Raw genomic sequence first — 18,942 nt, 5'->3', positions numbered from 1 at the left:
TTCCGGGTACCGGCCGAGATGCGTGAGTGCGCATCAACATGCCTTGGCCTGAAGGGTCGCGATGGCGGCACCCCCGTCGTGGGGGCGCCGCCTGGCGATCATTTGTTGAGATATCTCTCGTCAGTTGCAGGCCCACTGCCGCGTGGCCCATCCTGACACACGAAGTTGCCCGCCTTGTTCGGATCGCCGCCCAGATACTTGGGTAGTTTCGGATACACGCAGATGGGTCTTTGCGTTGCGATCTGCCCACTGGCCGTAAAGCGGGTACCGATGATTTCTTCCGGAGCCTCCTGCTTCTCCACCCAATCCGTCATCTTGATCAGGATGTCTCCTTGCGGGTCCGTAGGCACATAGGCGGAATAAGGTTGTCCGAACTCGGTGCCTCCATCGCCGCCGTCCAGGCCACTGCAGTGGCCCATGCCGGGCACGAGGTAGTAGCGGAAGAAACTCTGCGTTGCCGTGAGGTCTCCACCCTGTGCTGTGACCACACGTTCATAGTATTTGATCGCCTCAGGGAAAACCACGGCTGGGTCTTGGGCTCCGGTGTACATGATCATCTTTCCACCGTTGGCCTTGAAGGCGCTCAGATCGGGATTGTTTGCATTGAGAATGGGTGCGAGCGCATCGTCGATCCTCTCGACGTCTTGATCGAAGTCGAAGGTGTTGTGGTCATAGGGTTTGCCGAAGATCCAGTAGAACGGGTAGAACTGCTGCGCCGGCCACCACGAAGCAGATTGGTCGGCCAGGCCATACAGCAAAGCCTCGGATCCAAACGGCACGCCGCTGAGAATCCTCTCGCCTGTCCTCGGGTTGGTGGGGCCCGCATACCACTTCTCCACCGCAGCCAGTTGGGGCGCCGTGAGGCAGTCATCGCCGTCAGCACCCGGGGCGCAAACGGGCAAGGTTTTGGGATCGAAGTTGCACTGTCGCGGGTCGGTCAGGAACGTATCGGTGGGACTGCCACCATCCTTGCCGACGCACGCCGCCACCGATTTGCTCTGCACCATTTTTGCCTTGCCAGGGGTCAGCGTGGCGCCTGGCGCTGTCAAGGCCTTGTGGTTCCAAATGAACGACATGTTCAGGTGTGTGCGGTTGTTGCCCGGCGCGCCAACGATGATGCCGTTGTAGTCGGTGGGGTATCGCTGCGCGTGGGTCAGAGCTTCTTGTCCGCCGGTCGAGCAACCTTGGAAGTACGAGTATCGCGGCGAGGTCTGGTAATACGCGTTGACGATCGACTTTCCCGCCAGGGTCATTTCGCGAGTTGCGCGGTATCCGAAATCTTTCCACTTCTCGGGGTGCCCCTCCCTTGTGGTGATGTCGCGCGCGGTCCCCAGGTCGCTGTTTGCCACCGCGAATCCCCGAATCAGGCCTTCCCGCAATCCGGTGTAGTAGGTGATAGCTCCGGCTGGCCCACCATTGCCGGTCCCAAGAAAGCGACCATTCCAATTGGCTTTCGGCAGCCACACTTCTACGTCGACGCTCGAGTCGGGGCTCGTCTGCTTGGTCACGGTAACGCGGCAGAACGCGGGTAGAGAAGTCAGGGGGGACGGTTCGTAGGGTGCCAGGTTGGGTGGTGTGTAGGAACCGGCGGGAATTTCCTCGGCAGTATTCACCACGCCGCCGCCGTCGAGTGTTTTCCCGATGAGCGATTCGCACGGAATTTGTGCCGAACTGACGGTTGAATCGGAACCGCCGTCACTGCCGCCGCAGGCAGCGAGGGTAGCCGCAACGGCTACGCCAAATATGCTTCGCCCGAAGGGCAGACTGCTTCGATCAATGTATTTCATTGTCATGTCTCCTACTTGATAAAGAGGCCAGCATCGGCCCGTGTCGCCGTCGGGGGCACGCTTGCGCGGGCCCCCAAACCCTGATTCCAAATCCCTGCCGGTTCGCTCAGCCGATGCGCTTGAGCCCGGCGCGGTAGCGGCGGCCACGTTCGACATAGTCGGTGGCGTTGCGCCGCAATCCCGCTATCTCGCCCTCAGTGAGTTCGCGCATCACCTTCGCAGGCGCGCCGACGATCAACGAGTTGTCCGGGAAGACCTTGCGTTCGGTGACCACTGCGCCGGCGCCAACCAGGCAGTTCTTTCCGATCGACGCGCCGTTGAGGATGACCGCCTGGACGCCGATCAGCGTCCCGCCGCCGATGGAGCAGCCATGCAGCATCGCCTGGTGACCTACGCTGACGTCCTCGCCGATGCTGAGCGTGTAGCCCGGGTCGGTGTGCAGGATGGCGCCGTCCTGGATGTTGCTGCGCTCGCCCACTTCGATCGTCTCGCCGTTGTCACCACGCAGCACGGCCTGCGGCCAGACGCTCGCGTCCTTGGCCAGGATCACCTTGCCGATGATCGTCGCACCTTCGGCCACGTAAGCACTGTCGTGAAGGGTGGGCGTGTCCTCGCCCAACGCAAAAATCGTCATGATTCGCTCCCGGCGCCGGGCGCCACTTCCTGAACTTCGATCACCAGCTCGAACGTGATGAGCACCGGGTTCTGCCCGCGCGCGAGCCGGCCTTCGGCGATCTCGCCGGTATGCGCCACGAGGCCAACGTCCAAGTCCGCCCGCAGCGCGCCGTCGGCACCGGGCTCGATCACGCCACGGCGAATGAAGACCTCGGTGACGAAGGGCTCGACCGTGCGCCCGTCGTCGAAGACCGTGCCGATCAGGCTTCCCACGCCGCCGCGGATCCGGCCCCGGCGGACGTTGCGCTCGGCGCAGAGCGCCTCCAGCGCCAGGCAAATGTCCTGGTTCGGACGCACCCGCACCACCAGGGCTTCAAGGCCGCCTGGCCGGGCCGCCGCTGTGGGCGTCACCTGGAGCAGGCCGAAGTTCGTCTCCGCGTCCGGCTGCACCTCGAAAGCCGCGCCATCGAGCATCCACGCATCGATCCGCGCCGGCCGCTCGACCAGGGATTCCGCCGCCAGCACGTGGCCGCTGCGGCGCTGTCCATCCGCCTCGGTCCAGGTCGCATGGCAATGCAACGAGGGTTGTCCATCGCGCAGGCCGTAGGTGATGCTGCCGGATTCGATGCGCGCCACGCCACTCGCCTCGTAGCGCTGGCTGAAATAGGCGACGTGCTTCGGGGAGTCCGACAGCGCGGGCATGACGAAGGCCAGGGGTGCCAGCGTCAGGTCCTGAAGGGAGAACACCGCGCTGGTCGTCCCCTGCTGCCGGACCGCATCGGCCAGGCCCTGCAGCAGCGTCACGCCACTGGGCAGCTCGACATCGACCGCGTGCACGCGTGCGGGAACGCATTGCACGCGCGTCGGATGAACCGGGCCGGGATGTTCAATGCTGCGCACAGAGTTCCCCGGAAGTCGTCAGCAGGCCCCGGCGCCTCAATTCGTCCTTCACCAGGTTCTTCGGGACCTTGCCGTAGCCGGACTTCGGCAACGCCTCCCAGAAGAACACCCGCTTGGGCAACTTGTAGCGCGCGACCCGGCTCGCCATCCATTCGAGCATGGCGGCCTCGTCCAGCTGCGCGCCCTCGCGCAGCACGCACACCGCCACGCCCACCTCGCCCCACTTGGGGTCGGGCACGCCGACGACAGCCACCTCGCCGACGGCTTCGTGCGTGAGCAGCTTTTCCTCGATCTCGCGGGGGTAGATGTTGGAGCCGCCGGAAATGTACATGTCCGAAGAGCGTCCGGTCAGGTAGATGTAGCCCTCCCGGTCGCGGTAGCCCAGGTCCCCCGTGCGGAACCAGCCATTGCGAAACGACTTGGCATTCGCCTCGGGGTTCTCGAAGTACCCGGCGAACACGGCAGGCCCGATGACGCAGATCTCTCCGGTCTGGCCGGGCTCCAGTTCGTTGCCGGCCTCGTCCTGGACCGACACCTGCATGCCCGTGCGTTCGAAGCCGCAGGTGCCGGGCCGCCGCTCTTGCTCGGCGGCATCGTGTTCACGGCCGGGCAATACCGTGATGTTTCCTGTTGCCTCGGCCAGGCCGTAGTACTGGACCAGCACCGGTCCCAGTTTCTGCAAGGCGAGCTTCTGGTCCTGGCGGTACATCGGCGCTCCCGCATAGACGACGAAGCGCAGGCTCGAGTGGTCGTAGCGGTCCACACTCGGGTCCTCGACCATCATCTTCAGGATCGTCGGCACGGTGAACAGGTTCGTCAGGCTGTGCTTCTCGATGAGCGAGAAGGCTGTCTGCGCGTCGAACTTGTCCGAGGGCATCAACACGGTCTTGCCACCGCGGGCGATCATGTTCAGCTGGTGAACGCCGGCCCCATGAGACAGGGGCGCCAGCACCAGCGAGCCGTCGAACTCGGTCGCACCCGGCATCAGGTCGCACAGGTGGTTGGTGATGACGAAACCCATTTGCCCGTGCGTCAGTACCGCGGCCTTTGGCCGGCCGGTCGTGCCGGACGTGAAGAACAGCCAGCAGGCGCTGTCCCATTGCACCTGGGCATTCGGCACCGCGCGCCCGGCCTGGGCGTCGATCAGCGCCGCGACGCTTGGCCCGTCGCCTTGCGCCCGCGCATCACCGGTGAGCCACACGCGCCGGATGCCCGGGATGGCGCGGCTCACCCGGTCGGCATATTCAGGGAAGTCGGTCTGGCACAGGAAGACGCGCGGCTGGGTGACTTCCGCCATGTAGGCCACTTCGTCCGACAGCAGCCGGAAGTTGGTCGGCACCCAGACGGCCCCGATGCGGAAGGTCGCCAGCATCGACTCCAGCATCTCGTTGCTGTTCTTGCTGTGCGCCAGCACCGCCTCGCCGGGCTGGATTCCCAGTTCGAGCAGCGCAGCGGCCAGGGCCGACACCCGCGCGTCGAGCTCGCGCCACGTCCAGGACATGTCACGCCAGACCAGTGCGGTACGCTCCGGGAAGCGCCGCGCATTCTGCGTGACCAGGTACGCAAGGTTCATCGCGGCCCGCGAGACCGGCGGCTGATGAATGATCTTCATTTTGCACGCTCCAGGATCGAGACGTAGTTGGTGACGGCGGCGCCTCCCATGTTGAAGACGCCGGCAAGTTCCACGGACGGCAACTGCATCTCGCCGGCCTCGCCGGCCAGCTGCATGGCCGCCATCACGTGCTGCGACACGCCGGTGGCGCCGAGCGGGTGGCCGCGGGCCTTCAGTCCGCCGGAAACATTGACCGGGAGCTTGCCGTTGCGCTGCGTGAGCCCTTCGCGGATCGCCCGCCAGCCTTCGCCGCGCGGGACCAGCCCCATGGCCTCGTACTCGATCATCTCGGCCACCGTGAAGCAGTCGTGCGTCTCGACCAGGCTCAGGTCATCGAGAGAGATGCCGGCCTGGGCCCGGGCCTTGTCCCAGGCTCGGTGCGCACCTTCGAAGGCAATCGGATCGCGCTGCGACAACGGCAGGAAATCGTTCACGTGCGTCCGCGCGCGAAAGCGGATGGCGCGCCGCCCCAGGGCCGCGGCCGTTTCTTCGTCCGCCACCACCAGCGCAGCGGCGCCGTCGGACACCATCGAGCAATCCGTTCGACGCAGCGGCCCCGCCACCAGCGGGTTGCGGTCCGACACCGTGTTGCAGAACTCCACGTCGAACGCCTTGCGCACATGCGCATAGGGGTTATGCACCGCGTTGGCGTGATTCTTCGCAGCGATCATCGCCAGTTCTTCCCGGTGGTCGCCGTGGCGCTCGAAATACGCTTCGGCGATCCGGCCGAAGATGCCGGCGAATCCTTGCGGATTGGCCTCTTCCTTGCGATAGCTGCCGCTCAGCAGGACGTCTCCCATTAGCCGCGAAGGCAAAGCCGTCATCTTTTCGGCGCCGACAACGAGCGCGATGCGGCCTCGACCGCTTTCGATGAAGTCCAAAGCCGTGTGCAGGGCTGCGGTGCCGGTGGCGCAAGCGTTCTCGACGTGCACGGCCGGCGTGAAGCGCAGGCCAGGCTCACCCAGGGACACCAGGCCCCCTTCGAAGCCTTGCGGCGTCAGGCCGTTGTTGAAGACGCCCACAGAAACGAAGTCGACGTCCTTCGGCGCGACGCCGGCGTGATCGAGTGCTGGGCGGGCCACACTGGTGATCAGACTTTCGACATCCGGCAGGTCCAGTTTGCCGAAGGGTGAGTGCGACCAGCCGATGATGCAAGCACGTTGGGTCATGGGGATTTCTCCTTAAATGGATGAGGATGTCGGGGCGCGGCCCCGACGCATTGAACGAACTGATGCGATGTCTGGCTACAAAGCCACTGTCGAAATCCATGGGACTGCGGCGATCACGATCACACCGCCAAGAAGGGCTATTAGGTACGGCCAGATCGCGACCATTACTTCGTCGGGCTTTTCGCCGCCGATCTTGCAGGCGATGTAGAACCCGACGCCCACGGGGGGGAGCATCAACCCGACATTCATGGCGCAGACGATCACCATCGAATACTGGATGTCATGTATGCCGAGCTGCTTCGCGATCGGGAACATGATCGGCGCGAGCAAAAGCACGGCAGGCAAGCCTTCGAGAAGGCAGCCCAGCACGACAAAGACCACGATGGTGACGGCCATGAAAGTGATCGACCCACCTGGCAATGTCGTGAGCAGCGACGACAGTTGCTGCACGACACCGCTTTGGGTGATCGACCAGGCCATTGCGGAGGCGGCGCCGAGAACGAGAAGCACGGCCCCGGAGAGCGCGGCGGTCTCGACGAGCATGGAGTACACCCTGCGCATACCAAGGCCGCCGTACATCAGGTGCCCGATCAGCATGGCGTAGGCCACAGCAACGGTCGACACTTCGGTGGCGGTGGCGACGCCTTCGCCCACCAGGCCGCGAATGAGGAACGGGAGCACCAGCGCCGGCCCGGCCAGAAGGAGCAACTTGCCGACGACTCGCACCGGCGCCCGACGGGTGCCACTCATGTCTTCATGGCGCGCCTTCCAACGGGCGAGGATCAACAGGGCAAGCAGCAGCACCATCGCAACGACGAAGCCACTCTGGAAAAGCCCAGCGATCGAGACGCCCGCGACCGCACCGAGAACGATCAGCACGATGCTCGGCGGGACCGTATCGGCCATCGCCGCGCCTGTCGCCAGCAGCGCCACCATGTCGGGGCCTTTGTGCCCACGCTGCTTCATCTCAGGGAACAGCGCTGGCGCCACCGTGGCCATGTCGGAAACTTTCGAGCCCGAAATGCCGGAGACGATGAAGAGCGCCCCCAGCAGGACATACGACATACCCGCCTTGACATGGCCCAGCAGAGAAGCCAGGAAATCGACGATGGCCTTGCCCATACCCGTCGCATCGAGCACGCAGCCAAGCAGAACGAAGATCGGCACCGACACCAGCACGAGGCTCGAAATGCCTTCGTCCATCCGGCCGACAACGACCAACAAGGGAACGTGGGTCGCGAACGCCAGGTAGCTCACGGCGCCAGCCGCGAAGCAGAAAGCGATCGGCACACCTGCTGCCAGGCACACCGCGACGAAGCCGACGAGAAAGACCACGATATTGATGCCGCCCAGCCGACTCAACTGGGGCGACAGCACCCAGCACAGCGCTGCCACTGCAGCGACCATCACCGCGCCGGTAACCAGAGGAGCCATGCGTACCGTGCGGCCCGCATACAGCACCACGAGCGCCAGCATCGCCAAGACACCAAAAGCAATGGCGGACACGCGGAATGCGTTGGGGATGTTCAGCGCCGGCGTCAGGATGGCCCACTCCTCCTCCACGTAGGTCACGGCGGGACCGATCAGTGCGATCAGGACTGCGGCCATTGCCGTCAGCGCAAAGGCATGGACGTACTCACGCAGCCACTCGGGCAGCATGTCGACGACCACGTTGAGCCGCAGGTGTTCGTTGCGGTAGACGGCAATGGTTGCGCCGATCATTACCGCCCAGATGAACTGCAGGGAAACAACCTCGTCCAGCCAGATGATCGAATTGCCGACAACGTAGCGGGACACGACGCCCAAGAGCAGCAGCACGGCAATCGACGCAACAAGCGCGGCGGCGATTGCTTCGAGCGGATGCATCCACCAGGGCGTATGCGCTGCTTGATCTCCCGAGGCATCTGGTGTCAAAGGCACGATAGGTTCATGCCCGGCGTTTTCCGCCAACGAGGTTGTGTGGTCCATGGCCGATCCTTCGCGTCAACCCAGCTTGCCGGTGTATTTTTCGAGTGTCGCCCAGGCCTCTTCACCGAATTTCGCCTTCCATTCCTGGTAATAACCGGCAGTCCGCAATTTGTTCCGGAACGAGTCGGGTTTCGTCGCGTTGAACACCATCCCCTTGGAGGTCAGTTCCTGCTGCAGGCCGCCATTGAGCGCGGCCATGTCGGCGCGCTGCAAGACGGCTGCCGCGTTGAGGTGCTTTGCCACAATTTCCCGCAGATTCGCCGGCAGACGCTCCCAGGCGCGGCGATTGGCGAGGAACCAGAATCCATCCCACATGTGATTCGTCAGTGAGCAGTATTTCTGCACTTCATTGAGCTTGAACAGCGAGACGACCGAGAGCGGGTTCTCCTGTGCGTCGACCACCTTCGTCTGGAGCGCCGTGTACATCTCGGACGCATTGATCGAAGCAGGGGAGGCTTCGAAAGCCTTGAACATGGATGTCCACATCGGAGACACAGGAACGCGGATCTTCAGGCCACGCAGGTCATCGGCCCCGTTGATGGGCTTGTTGGACGTCGTGGTCTGGCGGAAGCCGTTGTCCCAGATCTTGTCCATGGCCACGAGGTTGGACTTGGCGATCTGACCACGTACGTAGGCGCCCAGGTCGCCGTCCATGGCGCGCCAGACGGCGGCGTAGTCGGGGAAGGCGAAACCCATGCCATTGATGGCGGCCGCCGGGACCAGCGTCGAGAGAATCAGTCCCGAAAGAGAGAAGAACTCCACTCCACCGGAGCGCACCTGGCTCAGCGTGTCGGTGTCCGATCCCAACTGGTTGCTCGGGAAGATCTGGATGTCGAGGCGCCCGTTGGTTTCGTTGCGGATGGCGTCAGCGGCTGCCTTCGCACGCACGTTCAATGGGTGCGTCAAAGGAACGTTGTTGGCGAACTTGTAGCTGAATTCGGCCGTCTGTCCAAACACCACTTTCATTGGTGCGATGGAGGTTGCGGCGGCGATGGCGGTGCCTTGAATGAGCTTGCGACGGGTGAAGGTCATCATGTGTCTCCAGTTTGAGTCGATGTGGGAACTAACGCGCTGCGGGCACGGCTGCAGCAGGCGCCGCAGTCGAGGTCTTGGTGAACAGGTCGGACACCAGCACGCCTGCGGCAGTGAAACCGCCATCGATCGCAAGCGTCTGTCCGGTGATGTAGCTGGCCTGGTCCGACGCCAGGAACAGGATGCCGTTGGCGATCTCCTGGGCCGTGCCGTAGCGGTGCATGGGAACCATGTCGCCATAGGTGGAGCGGGTGGCAGCACTGTGGTTGGCCTGCACCAGCGGCGTGTCCACCGGGCCCGGGGCGATCGCGTTGACCGTGACGCCCCAATCGGCCACCTCCACGGCGAACTGAGCCGTCATCGCGATCAAGGCCGCCTTCGAAGTGCCGTAAGCCATGCGGCCGGTGCCGGCGCGCAGCCCGCTGATGGATGCGACGTTGACGATGCGGCCCCAGCCCGCCTGCCGCATGTGCGGCAGCGCGTGCTGCATCAGCAGCATTGGGGCCGTGACGTTGACGGCCATCGTGGTCTGCCAATGGTCCAGCGAGCAGTCCACCGCGGGAACCATGGCCGCTATGCCGGCGTTGTTGATGAGGATGTCGGGCGCGCCGAACTCAGCGGTCAATGACGGCAGAGCCTGGCGCAGCGCCGGGCCATCGGCGAGGTCCACAACACAGACCTTCGCCCGGCCGCCGGCTGCGGTGATCCCGCGCACCACCGCGGCCGCCGATTCGGCGTCCTTGTCGAGCACGTACACGCGCGCGCTGTGAACCAGCGCCAGGCTTTCGGCCACACAGCGGCCGATCCCGCTGCCGGCGCCGGTGACGAGTGCGACACGAGAGAGGGTTTGATGGGTCATTTGCGGCAGTTCGGCAAAGGGGTTGAGGGCGGGGCGCTGGGTTTGTCCGGTCGGTCCACTATGTGGATAACAGGCTTTGATTTTGTTGCACGCAAGGCCCACTTTCAAGTGATAACTGCGCTACAGTCGCAGGATTCGGTCCACATATTGGATCATTCATGCAGGGTTAACCCGATGCCAGAGAAGTCCGAAAACGATCGCGAAACGCCAGGCGCGCAAACCCTGAGGCGCGGCTTGAGCATCCTCAAACTGCTCGCGCGCTACCAGGTCAACGGCGGCCTTGGCGTGAGCGAGATCGCGCGCAAGCTGGAGCTGAGCAAGGCCACCACCGTCAGGCTCACGCGTACGCTGATGGACGAGCAATTCGTGGCGCAGGACACCGCAACGCGGCGCTACGAACTGGGCCCGGAATCGTTCGCGGTGGGCTTGGCGGCCGAGCCCAATTACGCGCTTCAGCGCATCGCGGCGCCGGCCCTGCGCGCGGTGGCCCTTGAGACCGGTGACTTCGTGTTTTTTTCGGTGCGGCATGGCCTGGAGGTCGTCTGCCTGTCTCGCGACAGCGGCGACCTCCCTTACCCGCAGGCATCTTTGCGTGTTGGTGATCGACACCCTCTGGGGCTGGGTGCGGGCGGGCTGGCAATCCTCGCCGCCATGCCAAAGGACGAAGCGGAGGCGGTGCTCGAGATCAATGCCCCTGCGATCGCCCAGAGGTATCCGCACATGACGTTGGACACGGTCCGGAAAATGCTGGAAGAGACGCGCGCGCAGGGATATGCCGTCATACCGGGCATCCTTGCTCCAGGCTTCTGGGGCATAGGCGTGGCCGTGCTGCGGCCAGACGGAAAACCCGTTGCAGCCGTCGTCCTGAACGCCCTGACCAGCAGATTGAGCGACGCGCGTCAGGCGGTCATTGCTGCCCGACTGCAGAGACTCAGTCGGGAGTTGATGTCGACGCCAAGCGAGGAATGAACCCACTGCCGCCGGCCAGCCTCAGAACGGGTCGGCCGCATACGCGAGCACGGCGGCCGCACCACTCACGACCGTTTCCGCTAGGCCGGGCGCTTGTGCCAGCACGTGGTCGGCATAGAACCGAGCCGTCAGCAGCTTCGCCCACAGGAACGCCGCGTCGCCTGCGCTTTGTGCCAGCCGCTCGCGCGCAATGAGTGCGGCCCGTGCCATCTGCCATCCGCCCGCAACGATCCCGAACAGCTCGAGGAGTGGCACGGCACCAGCCAACCTTGGCTTCGCCGGAATAGCGCTCCACGACGAATGTGACGCAGCGGCGCTGGGCGATGATGCCTGCGGAAGCGCCGCTTCGGCCCCTGGATGGGTATGGCGTTCCAGGTACTCGCGCGAATGACGGGCCTGCGTGGAACGGCGTTCGACGTCTTCGGACGCACGGAGGAACGCCGCACCGAACGTGCCCTGATTACGGAATACCGGGCGCGCATCCGGCACGAGCTGGTAACCCTGAGTGCCGATACCCTGGACCGCGCCTTGGCTGTGGCGCGGATTCCGGAAAAGATCCGAGGATTCGGCCATGTGAAGCACGCGAACATCGAGGCGGCGCGACGCGAGTGGTCGAAACTGCAGGGCGAAACGGCGGGAGCGCACGGTCACGACACCGGAGATGCCATGCCGCAGCGACACGCCGCGTAGCGTCGGCTGCCACTTGCTCCGCCTGGGCCGCGAAAGCGGCCTTTTTTTACACGTTCGGTGGGCGCCTCAGCGGCCTTCGGTGTCGACGAAGCGATAGGAGGCCAGGGTCTCGCGGTGCAGCTCGGTGACCAGGGCCTTACCGGCCGGCGGGAAGGCGCGCTGGGCGCAGTTGTCGCGCGGGCAGACGCGGCAGCCCGGGCCTATGGGCACGACCCGGCGTTCGGATGAGAGGTCTATGCCGTCGGCGTAGACCAGCTCGCGCGCATGGCGCAGCTCGCAGCCCAGGCCGATCGCGAACAGCTTGCGCTGCGCGAAGAAGGCGCCGCCGCCGCGCTCGACGGTGCGTGCCATGCCGAAGAAGCGCGTGCCGTCGGGCATTTCGGCGACCTGGGTGATGATGCGGCCCGGGCTCGAGAAGGCCATGTGCACATGCCAGAGCGGGCAGCCGCCGCCCTGGCTCGCGAAATGGAAGGCCGTCGCGCTCTGGCGCTTGGAGATGTTGCCGGCCTGGTCCACGCGCACCAGGTAGAAGGGCACGCCGCGCGCGCCGCTGCGCTGCAGCGTGCTGAGCCGGTGGCAGACCGACTCGAAGCCGACCTGGAAGCGCTGCTGCAAGGCTTCGATGTCGTAGCGCAGCTGCCGCGCCGCCTCCAGAAACGGGCCGTAGGGCATCAGCAGGGCGCCGGCGAAGTAATGCGCCAGGCCCTGGCGCGCGAGCTGGCGCGACTGCTGGTCGGCCAGGGCGCCGCCCTCGATCTCGCCGTCCACCAGTTCGCCGTAGGCCAGCAGGACGAGCTGGGTCGCGATCTGGAACGCCTGCTGGGCGTCTGACAGGTCGGGCGAGACGCGCAGCAGGCGCCGGCGCGCCTCGTAGTGGCGCAGTTCGAAGCCCTCGGGCCCTTCGGCCGAGGCGCTGTCGCTGACCACCTCGACCCCGTGCTGCTCCTTCATGAGCCGGCACAGGACCGGCGCGCGCTGGCCCGGCTGCAGCTGCCACTGCTGGGCCAGCGCCTCGGCGGCGCTGTCGAGCCGCTCGAAATGGTTGTTGCGGCGGTTGAAGAAATCGCGCACCGCCTCGTGCGGCAGCGGCGCCAGATGCGGGTGGTGCTGGTCGCCGTAGAAGCGCTCGATCAGCTGGCGGTATTCCTCATGCAGGTGCAGATGCTTGCGGTAGAGCGCGACCACCACGTCGGCCGCGGCCGGCACCTGCTGCACCAGGCGGTCGATCTCGGTCAGCGACACGTCGGTCTCGCTGACCGTGCGGTCGCGAAACAGGCTGCGCAGCTCCGACAGCAGGCGCTTGTTCTGCTCCTCCGAGAACTCCGCCAGATCGAAGTCGAAGGCCTCGTTCAGCTTGAGCAGGACCGCGGCCGTGACCGGGCGCTGGTTGTTCTCGAGCTGGCAGACATAGCTGAGCGACAGGCCCAGCCGCTCGGCCATCGCCGACTGATGAAGCCTGTGTTTCTCGCGCAGACGCCGCAGTTGGGCGCCGACGAACAGTTTGCCTGCCATGCTTTCTCCGGGTCTCGATGTTTCACAAGATTCACAAAATTGCGAATCGTGTTGTGAAGTTGTTTTCAGATATTCCTTTTCAAATCAATAGCTTATTGATGTTTGCGAAGTCTGTAAATAACATCGCTGCAAATTGATCGGGATTCTGCAGAGGAGCCCGGTTGCCGATCTCCATCATTCACACGAGGCATTCCATGAAACCTGTTCCCAATGTTCGTCTGCTCATAGCCGGCGAGTTTGTCGAATCACGCACGACCGAGTGGCGCGACGTGGTCAACCCGGCCACCCAGCAGCGGCTGGCCCGCGTGCCCATGGCCACGCGCGACGAGGTCGGCGCCGCCGTCGCCGCGGCGCAGAAGGCCTTCAAGACCTGGCGCCACACGCCGATCGGCGTGCGCGCGCGCATCTTCCTCAAGTACCAGCAGCTGATCCGCGAGCACATCAAGGAAGTGGCGGCCATCCTGACGGCCGAGCAGGGCAAGACCCTGGCCGACGCCGAAGGCGACATCTTCCGCGGCCTGGAGGTCGTCGAGCACGCGGCCAGCATCGGCAACCTGCAAATGGGCGAGCTGGCCAACAACGTGGCCAGCGGCGTCGACACCTACACGCTGCAGCAGCCGCTGGGCGTGTGCGCGGGCATCACGCCGTTCAACTTCCCGGCCATGATCCCGCTGTGGATGTTCCCGATGGCGATCGCCTGCGGCAACAGCTTCGTGCTCAAGCCCTCCGAGCAGGACCCGATGAGCACCATGCGCCTGGTCGAGCTGGCCATCGAGGCCGGCATCCCGCCTGGCGTGCTCAACGTGGTCCATGGCGGCGAGGAGGTCGTCAACGCGATCTGCGACCACCGGGACATCAAGGCCCTGTCTTTCGTGGGATCGACCCGGGTCGGCACCCATGTCTACAACCGCGCGAGCCTGGCCGGCAAGCGCGTGCAGTGCATGATGGGCGCCAAGAACCACGCCATCGTCCTGCCCGATGCGCACAAGGAGCAGACCCTCAATGCCCTGATCGGCGCGGCCTTCGGCGCCGCCGGCCAGCGCTGCATGGCGGTCTCGGTCGCCGTGCTGGTGGGCGAGGCGCAGCAGTGGATTCCCGAACTGGTCGAGCGCGCGCAGAAGCTGGTCGTGGGCGATGGGGCCGTGGCCGGCACCGACGTGGGGCCCGTGATCTCCTGCGCCGCCAAGGAACGCGTGGAAAGCCTGATCGCTAGAGGGCTGGCCGAAGGCGCGGTGCTGGAACTCGACGGCCGCCTGCCCCCGCTCGACGGCGGCTTGCGCGAAGGCAATTTCGTGGGCCCGACGATCTTCTCGGGCGTCAAGCCCGGCATGGCCATCTACGATCAGGAGATCTTCGGTCCGGTGCTGTGCATTGCGGGCGCCAGCAGCCTCGATGAAGCGATTGCGCTGATCAATGCGAACCCGAACGGCAACGGCACGACGATCTTCACCCAGTCGGGGGCGGCAGCGCGCCGCTTCCAGGAGGAGATCGACGTGGGCCAGGTCGGCATCAACGTGCCGATTCCGGTGCCCGTGCCGCTGTTCTCGTTCACCGGCTCGCGCGCCTCCAAGCTCGGAGACCTCGGCCCCTATGGCAAGCAGGTCGTGCTGTTCTACACCCAGACCAAGACCGTCACCGAGCGCTGGTTCGACGACAGCACCGTGTCGACGGGCGTCAACACCACCATCAGCCTGCGCTGACAGCGAAGCCTGCCATGGACTTCGAACTGTCCGACGAGCAGCGCGCGTTCCAGCACAGCGCGCGCGAGTTCGCCGCCGGCGAGTTCGCGCCGCACGCCGCGCGCTGGGATGCCGAGGGCATCTTCCCGCGCGAAGTCATCGCCGCAGCCGGCCAGCTGGGATTCTGCGGCCTGTATGCGGACGAGCGCTACGGCGGCCTGGGCCTGCCGCGGCTGGACGCCACCCTGGTGTTCGAGGAGCTGGCCGCGGCCTGCCCCTCGACCACGGCCTACCTGAGCATACACAACATGGCGACCTGGATGGTCGCGCGCTGGGCCCGGCCCGAGGTCGCGGCGCAATGGGCGCCGAAGCTGACCTCGGGCGAGCGGCTGGCCTCCTACTGCCTGACCGAGCCCGGCGCCGGCTCGGACGCCGCCTCGCTGCGCACCACGGCCAGCCTCGACGGCGACCACTATCTGCTGAGCGGCGCCAAGGCCTTCATCTCGGGTGCCGGCGCGACCGACGCCCTGGTCGTGATGGCGCGCACCGGCGGCGGCGGCTCGGCCGGCATTTCCGCGTTGCTGGTGCCGGCCGACAGCGCGGGCATTGCCTACGGCCGCAAGGAAGAGAAGATGGGCTGGAACAGCCAGCCCACCCGCGCGATCACCTTCGACCAGGTGCGCGTGCCGGCCAGCCATCTGCTCGGCGAGGAGGGCCAGGGCTTTCGCATCGCGATGAAGGGGCTGGACGGCGGGCGCATCAACATCGCGACCTGCTCGGTCGGCGCAGCCCAGGGCGCGCTCGATGCGGCGCGGCGCTACATGCATGAGCGCAGCCAGTTCGGCGCCAAGCTCAGCGCCTTCCAGGCCCTGCAATTCAAGATCGCCGACATGGCGACCGAGCTGGTCGCGGCGCGGCAGATGGTGAGGCTGGCCGCCGCCAAGCTCGACGCCGGCTCGCCCCAGGCCACGGTCTACTGCGCCATGGCCAAGCAGCTGGCCACCGACATCGGCTTTCGCGTCTGCAACGAAGCCTTGCAGATCCACGGCGGCTACGGCTACACGCGCGAATACCCGCTGGAGCGCTACCTGCGCGATGCGCGCGTGCACCAGATCCTGGAAGGCACGAACGAGATCATGCGCGTCATCGTCGCGCGCCGCATGCTTGAAACCGACACCACAGAGGACATCCGATGACAAGCGTTTACGAAGGCATCAGGCTCGAATTTCAGGGCCACGCAGCGATCGCCACGCTGGACAACCCGCCGGCCCATACCTGGACTGCGCAAAGCCTGGCCGCGCTCACGCGGCTGGTGCGCGACCTCAACACCAATGACGAGGTCTACAGCCTGGTCATCACCGGCCAGGGCGAGAAGTTCTTCTCGGCCGGCGCCGAGCTCAAGCTGTTCGCCGAGGGCGACAAGGCCGTGGCGCGGGAGATGGCGCGCCGGTTCGGCGAGGCCTTCGAGGCGCTGGCGGGCTTTCGCGGCGTCTCGATTGCCGCGATCAACGGCTATGCGATGGGCGGCGGGCTCGAATGCGCGCTGGCCTGCGACCTGCGCATCGCCGATGAGCATGCCGTCATGGCCCTGCCCGAGGCCGCCGTAGGCCTGCTGCCCTGTGCGGGCGGCACGCAGTGGCTGTCCTGGCTGGTGGGCGAGGGCTGGGCCAAGCGCATGATCCTGTGCGGTGAGCGGGTCGACGCTGCCACGGCGCTGCGCATCGGCCTGGTCGAGGAGCTCACGCCGCGCGGCGGCGCGCTGGCGCGCGCGCTAGCCCTGGCCCAGGGCGTGGCCCGCCAAAGCCCCGGCAGCGTCGCCGCCTGCAAGCGCCTGATCCATGGCGCGCGCAGCCAGTCGCCGATGGCCCAGCTGGTGGCCGAGCGCGAGGCCTTCGTCGACCTGTTCGACACGCAGGACCAGCGCGAAGGCGTCACGGCCTTCCTGGCCAAGCGCGCGCCGGTCTGGCGCAATGCCTGAGGGGGAAGCGATGTCCGACCTGATCCTGCTCGACGAACTTCCCACCGCCTGCGGCCGGCGCTTCGGCCTGGCCACGCTCAATGCAGAGGCCTCGCTCAACGCCCTGTCGCTGCCCATGGTCCAGGCGCTGACGCCGGCGCTGCGCCAATGGGCGGCGGACCCCGGCGTGGCCGGCGTGATCCTGCAGGCCGCGGGCGACAAGGCTTTCTGCGCCGGCGGCGACCTGCGCGAGCTCTACCAGTCCATGCGCCGCTGCGGCGCCGGGCCCAACTCCTATGCCCAGGGCTTCTTCGCGCAGGAATACCAGCTCGACCACCTGATCCACGGCTATCCCAAGCCCTTGCTGTGCTGGGGCCACGGCATCGTGATGGGCGGCGGCATCGGCCTGATGGCCGGCGCCTCGCACCGCGTCGTGACTGCCTCCAGCCGCCTGGCCATGCCCGAAATCGGCATAGGCCTGTACCCCGATGTCGGCGGCAGCTGGTTCCTGCGCCGCATGCCGGGGCGCCTGGGCCTGTTCCTCGCGCTGACCGGGGCCCCGCTCAACGCCGCCGATGCGCTGTTTTGCGGCCTGGCGGACTTCCACCTTGGCCACGAGCGCAAGGCCGAGCTGCTGGCGGCCATTGCCGCCGCGCAATGGAGCGACAAGGCGCAGCCCAACCGCATCGAGCTGTCCAAGCTGCTGCAGCGCCACGCCGGTGGCGACAAGCCGCTGGCATCGAAGCTGCGCATGCACTTCGACACCATCAACGAGCTGATGGCGGGCGAGGACCTGCTCGAGATCGCCGCGCGCCTGCGCGAACTGCGCAGCGACGATGCCTGGCTGTCGGCCGCGGCCGCGAACTTTGCCAAGGGCTCGCCGAGCTCGGCGGCGCTGGCCTTCGCGCTCTGGCAGCGCGTGGCCCGGCTGTCGCTGGCCGAGGTGTTCCGCCTCGAGTACCAGGTCTCGCTGGGCTGCTGCGCCCATCCCGACTTTGCCGAGGGCATCAGGGCGCTGCTGGTCGACAAGGACCGCAACCCGCAGTGGAGGCCTGCCGCACTGGAGCAGGTGACGCCCGAGTGGGTCGAAGACCATTTCCAGGCGCGCCACGCGGGACCGCACCCGCTGGCCGCGCTCGACTGACAAGCAAAGGAGAGAGACATGAAGATCGCATTTCTGGGCCTGGGCCACATGGGCGGGCCCATGGCGCTGAACCTGCACCGCGCCGGCCACCAGGTGTTGGCCTTCGACCTGTCGGATGCGGCCCGCGCCCGGCTGGCCGCCGAGGGCGTGGCGATGGCGGCTTCGGCCAGCGCCGCGGTCCAGGGCGCCGAGGCCGTGATCAGCATGCTGCCGGCCAGCCAGCATGTCGAGGCGCTGTACCTGGGCGAGGTCGGTGTGCTGGCGCAGTTGCCGGCCGGCACCCTGGTCATCGACTGCAGCACCATCGCCGCCACCAGCGCGCGCAAGGTCGCGCAGGCCGCCCAGGCCCGCCAGCTGCCGTGTCTCGATGCCCCGGTGTCCGGCGGCACGGCCGGGGCGGCGGCCGGCACCCTGACCTTCATGGTCGGCGGCGAGGCGGCCGATCTGGAACGGGCCAGGCCGCTGCTCCAGGCCATGGGGTCAAACATTTTTCATGCCGGCGCACATGGCGCAGGGCAGGCCGCCAAGATCTGCAACAACATGCTGCTGGGCATTCTGATGGTCGGCACCTCCGAAGCCTTGGCCCTGGGCACGGCCAACGGGCTCGACCCCAAGGTGCTGTCGGAGATCATGCGCCGCAGCTCGGGCGGCAACTGGGCGCTGGAGAAATACAACCCTATGCCCGGCGTGATGGACGGCGTCCCGGCGTCCAGGGACTATGCGGGCGGCTTCGGCACCGACCTGATGCTCAAGGACCTGGGCCTGGCGCAGGAAAACGCCAGCGCCGTGCGCGCCGCCACGCCGCTCGGCGGCCTGGCCCGCAGCCTGTACGCCGCGCACAGCCTGGGCGGCAGCGGCGCGCTGGATTTTTCCAGCGTGATCCGGCTGTTTCAGCCGGGTTCCTGAGTCTTGAGGGTTCCGGCCCTCGTGGGATGGTTGCTGGGCGCTATAAATTCAGTAGCGAACGCGTCGCGGCAGCCCCTGCGGGCTTGTTCTGCGGCGCCGCTGACCGTTCGTCCGATCGACTATTCTGAGAGCCTGTAGCTGGC

Annotated in this window: 17 protein-coding genes; 7 read left to right on the top strand and 10 right to left on the bottom strand. The window is 66.1% G+C overall.

Annotated features, from left to right (window positions below; genetic code table 11):
• Nucleotides 1–98 precede the first annotated feature (98 nt).
• The 8 genes from FFS10_RS12540 to FFS10_RS12505 form a co-directional block, all read right to left on the bottom strand.
• The gene (locus FFS10_RS12540) at nucleotides 99–1,787 is read right to left on the bottom strand and encodes a tannase/feruloyl esterase family alpha/beta hydrolase (protein ID WP_137894808.1); all 1,689 of its coding nucleotides are present in this window, start codon (nucleotides 1,785–1,787) and stop codon (nucleotides 99–101) included.
• A gap of 106 nt (nucleotides 1,788–1,893) precedes the next feature.
• Nucleotides 1,894–2,421, bottom strand: a complete 528-nt coding sequence (locus FFS10_RS12535; RefSeq protein WP_137894807.1) for a gamma carbonic anhydrase family protein — start codon at nucleotides 2,419–2,421, stop codon at nucleotides 1,894–1,896.
• Nucleotides 2,418–3,302, bottom strand: coding sequence for a PPC domain-containing DNA-binding protein (locus FFS10_RS12530; protein ID WP_137894806.1), 885 nt, complete (start codon nucleotides 3,300–3,302; stop codon nucleotides 2,418–2,420). Before FFS10_RS12530 ends, FFS10_RS12535 begins: the two co-directional genes overlap by 4 nt.
• Complete coding sequence (locus tag FFS10_RS12525; protein WP_137894805.1) at nucleotides 3,289–4,914, bottom strand: acyl-CoA synthetase; 1,626 nt, start codon at nucleotides 4,912–4,914, stop codon at nucleotides 3,289–3,291. The genes FFS10_RS12530 and FFS10_RS12525 overlap by 14 nt, the downstream gene beginning before the upstream one ends.
• Nucleotides 4,911–6,083: an acetyl-CoA acetyltransferase gene (locus tag FFS10_RS12520; protein WP_137894804.1), complete on the bottom strand. Its 1,173-nt coding sequence runs from the start codon at nucleotides 6,081–6,083 to the stop codon at nucleotides 4,911–4,913. Before FFS10_RS12520 ends, FFS10_RS12525 begins: the two co-directional genes overlap by 4 nt.
• Nucleotides 6,084–6,158: 75 nt before the next feature.
• Complete coding sequence (locus FFS10_RS12515; protein WP_137894803.1) at nucleotides 6,159–8,051, bottom strand: TRAP transporter large permease; 1,893 nt, start codon at nucleotides 8,049–8,051, stop codon at nucleotides 6,159–6,161.
• 15 nt (nucleotides 8,052–8,066) lie between these two features.
• Nucleotides 8,067–9,083 carry a TRAP transporter substrate-binding protein gene (locus tag FFS10_RS12510; protein WP_137894822.1) on the bottom strand — a complete coding sequence of 339 codons (1,017 nt, stop codon included), beginning with the start codon at nucleotides 9,081–9,083 and terminating at the stop codon, nucleotides 8,067–8,069.
• A 31-nt stretch (nucleotides 9,084–9,114) separates the two neighbouring features.
• Complete coding sequence (locus FFS10_RS12505; RefSeq protein ID WP_249931275.1) at nucleotides 9,115–10,044, bottom strand: SDR family NAD(P)-dependent oxidoreductase; 930 nt, start codon at nucleotides 10,042–10,044, stop codon at nucleotides 9,115–9,117.
• A 72-nt stretch (nucleotides 10,045–10,116) separates the two neighbouring features.
• On the opposite strand from FFS10_RS12505, the gene FFS10_RS12500 reads away from it, so the two are divergent.
• Nucleotides 10,117–10,911: an IclR family transcriptional regulator gene (locus tag FFS10_RS12500; protein ID WP_137894801.1), complete on the top strand. Its 795-nt coding sequence runs from the start codon at nucleotides 10,117–10,119 to the stop codon at nucleotides 10,909–10,911.
• 21 nt (nucleotides 10,912–10,932) lie between these two features.
• Here FFS10_RS12500 and FFS10_RS23780 read toward each other — a convergent pair whose 3' ends face one another.
• A complete protein-coding gene (locus tag FFS10_RS23780; RefSeq protein WP_349654586.1) occupies nucleotides 10,933–11,400 on the bottom strand; it encodes an acyl-CoA dehydrogenase C-terminal domain-containing protein in 468 nt (155 codons plus the stop codon).
• Between FFS10_RS23780 and FFS10_RS23510 the strand changes: the two genes are divergently transcribed.
• Nucleotides 11,299–11,601, top strand: coding sequence for a DUF6537 domain-containing protein (locus FFS10_RS23510; RefSeq protein WP_349654585.1), 303 nt, complete (start codon nucleotides 11,299–11,301; stop codon nucleotides 11,599–11,601). The genes FFS10_RS23780 and FFS10_RS23510 overlap by 102 nt on opposite strands.
• 66 nt (nucleotides 11,602–11,667) lie before the next feature.
• Here the strand turns inward: FFS10_RS23510 and FFS10_RS12490 are convergent, their stop codons facing one another.
• Nucleotides 11,668–13,113, bottom strand: a complete 1,446-nt coding sequence (locus FFS10_RS12490; protein ID WP_137894800.1) for a helix-turn-helix domain-containing protein — start codon at nucleotides 13,111–13,113, stop codon at nucleotides 11,668–11,670.
• 194 nt (nucleotides 13,114–13,307) lie between these two features.
• Here FFS10_RS12490 and FFS10_RS12485 point away from each other — a divergent pair, with 194 nt between their 5' ends.
• From FFS10_RS12485 to mmsB, 5 genes are read left to right on the top strand one after another with little or no spacing between them, the layout of a single operon-like run.
• The gene (locus tag FFS10_RS12485; RefSeq protein ID WP_137894799.1) at nucleotides 13,308–14,813 is read left to right on the top strand and encodes a CoA-acylating methylmalonate-semialdehyde dehydrogenase; all 1,506 of its coding nucleotides are present in this window, start codon (nucleotides 13,308–13,310) and stop codon (nucleotides 14,811–14,813) included.
• Between the two features lie 14 nt (nucleotides 14,814–14,827).
• A complete protein-coding gene (locus tag FFS10_RS12480) occupies nucleotides 14,828–15,988 on the top strand; it encodes an acyl-CoA dehydrogenase family protein (RefSeq protein ID WP_137894798.1) in 1,161 nt (386 codons plus the stop codon).
• The gene (locus tag FFS10_RS12475) at nucleotides 15,985–16,770 is read left to right on the top strand and encodes an enoyl-CoA hydratase (RefSeq protein ID WP_137894797.1); all 786 of its coding nucleotides are present in this window, start codon (nucleotides 15,985–15,987) and stop codon (nucleotides 16,768–16,770) included. The genes FFS10_RS12480 and FFS10_RS12475 overlap by 4 nt, the downstream gene beginning before the upstream one ends.
• A gap of 10 nt (nucleotides 16,771–16,780) precedes the next feature.
• Nucleotides 16,781–17,893, top strand: a complete 1,113-nt coding sequence (locus FFS10_RS12470; RefSeq protein ID WP_137894796.1) for an enoyl-CoA hydratase/isomerase family protein — start codon at nucleotides 16,781–16,783, stop codon at nucleotides 17,891–17,893.
• An 18-nt stretch (nucleotides 17,894–17,911) separates the two neighbouring features.
• Complete coding sequence (gene mmsB, locus FFS10_RS12465; RefSeq protein ID WP_137894795.1) at nucleotides 17,912–18,799, top strand: 3-hydroxyisobutyrate dehydrogenase; 888 nt, start codon at nucleotides 17,912–17,914, stop codon at nucleotides 18,797–18,799.
• Nucleotides 18,800–18,942 lie beyond the last annotated feature (143 nt).

This window comes from Ramlibacter sp. 2FC, assembly GCF_005503345.1.
Classification (GTDB): Bacteria; Pseudomonadota; Gammaproteobacteria; order Burkholderiales; family Burkholderiaceae_C; genus SCMQ01.
The sequence above is the reverse complement of the archived record's forward strand: the minus strand, read 5'-3'. Positions and strand labels throughout refer to the sequence as shown.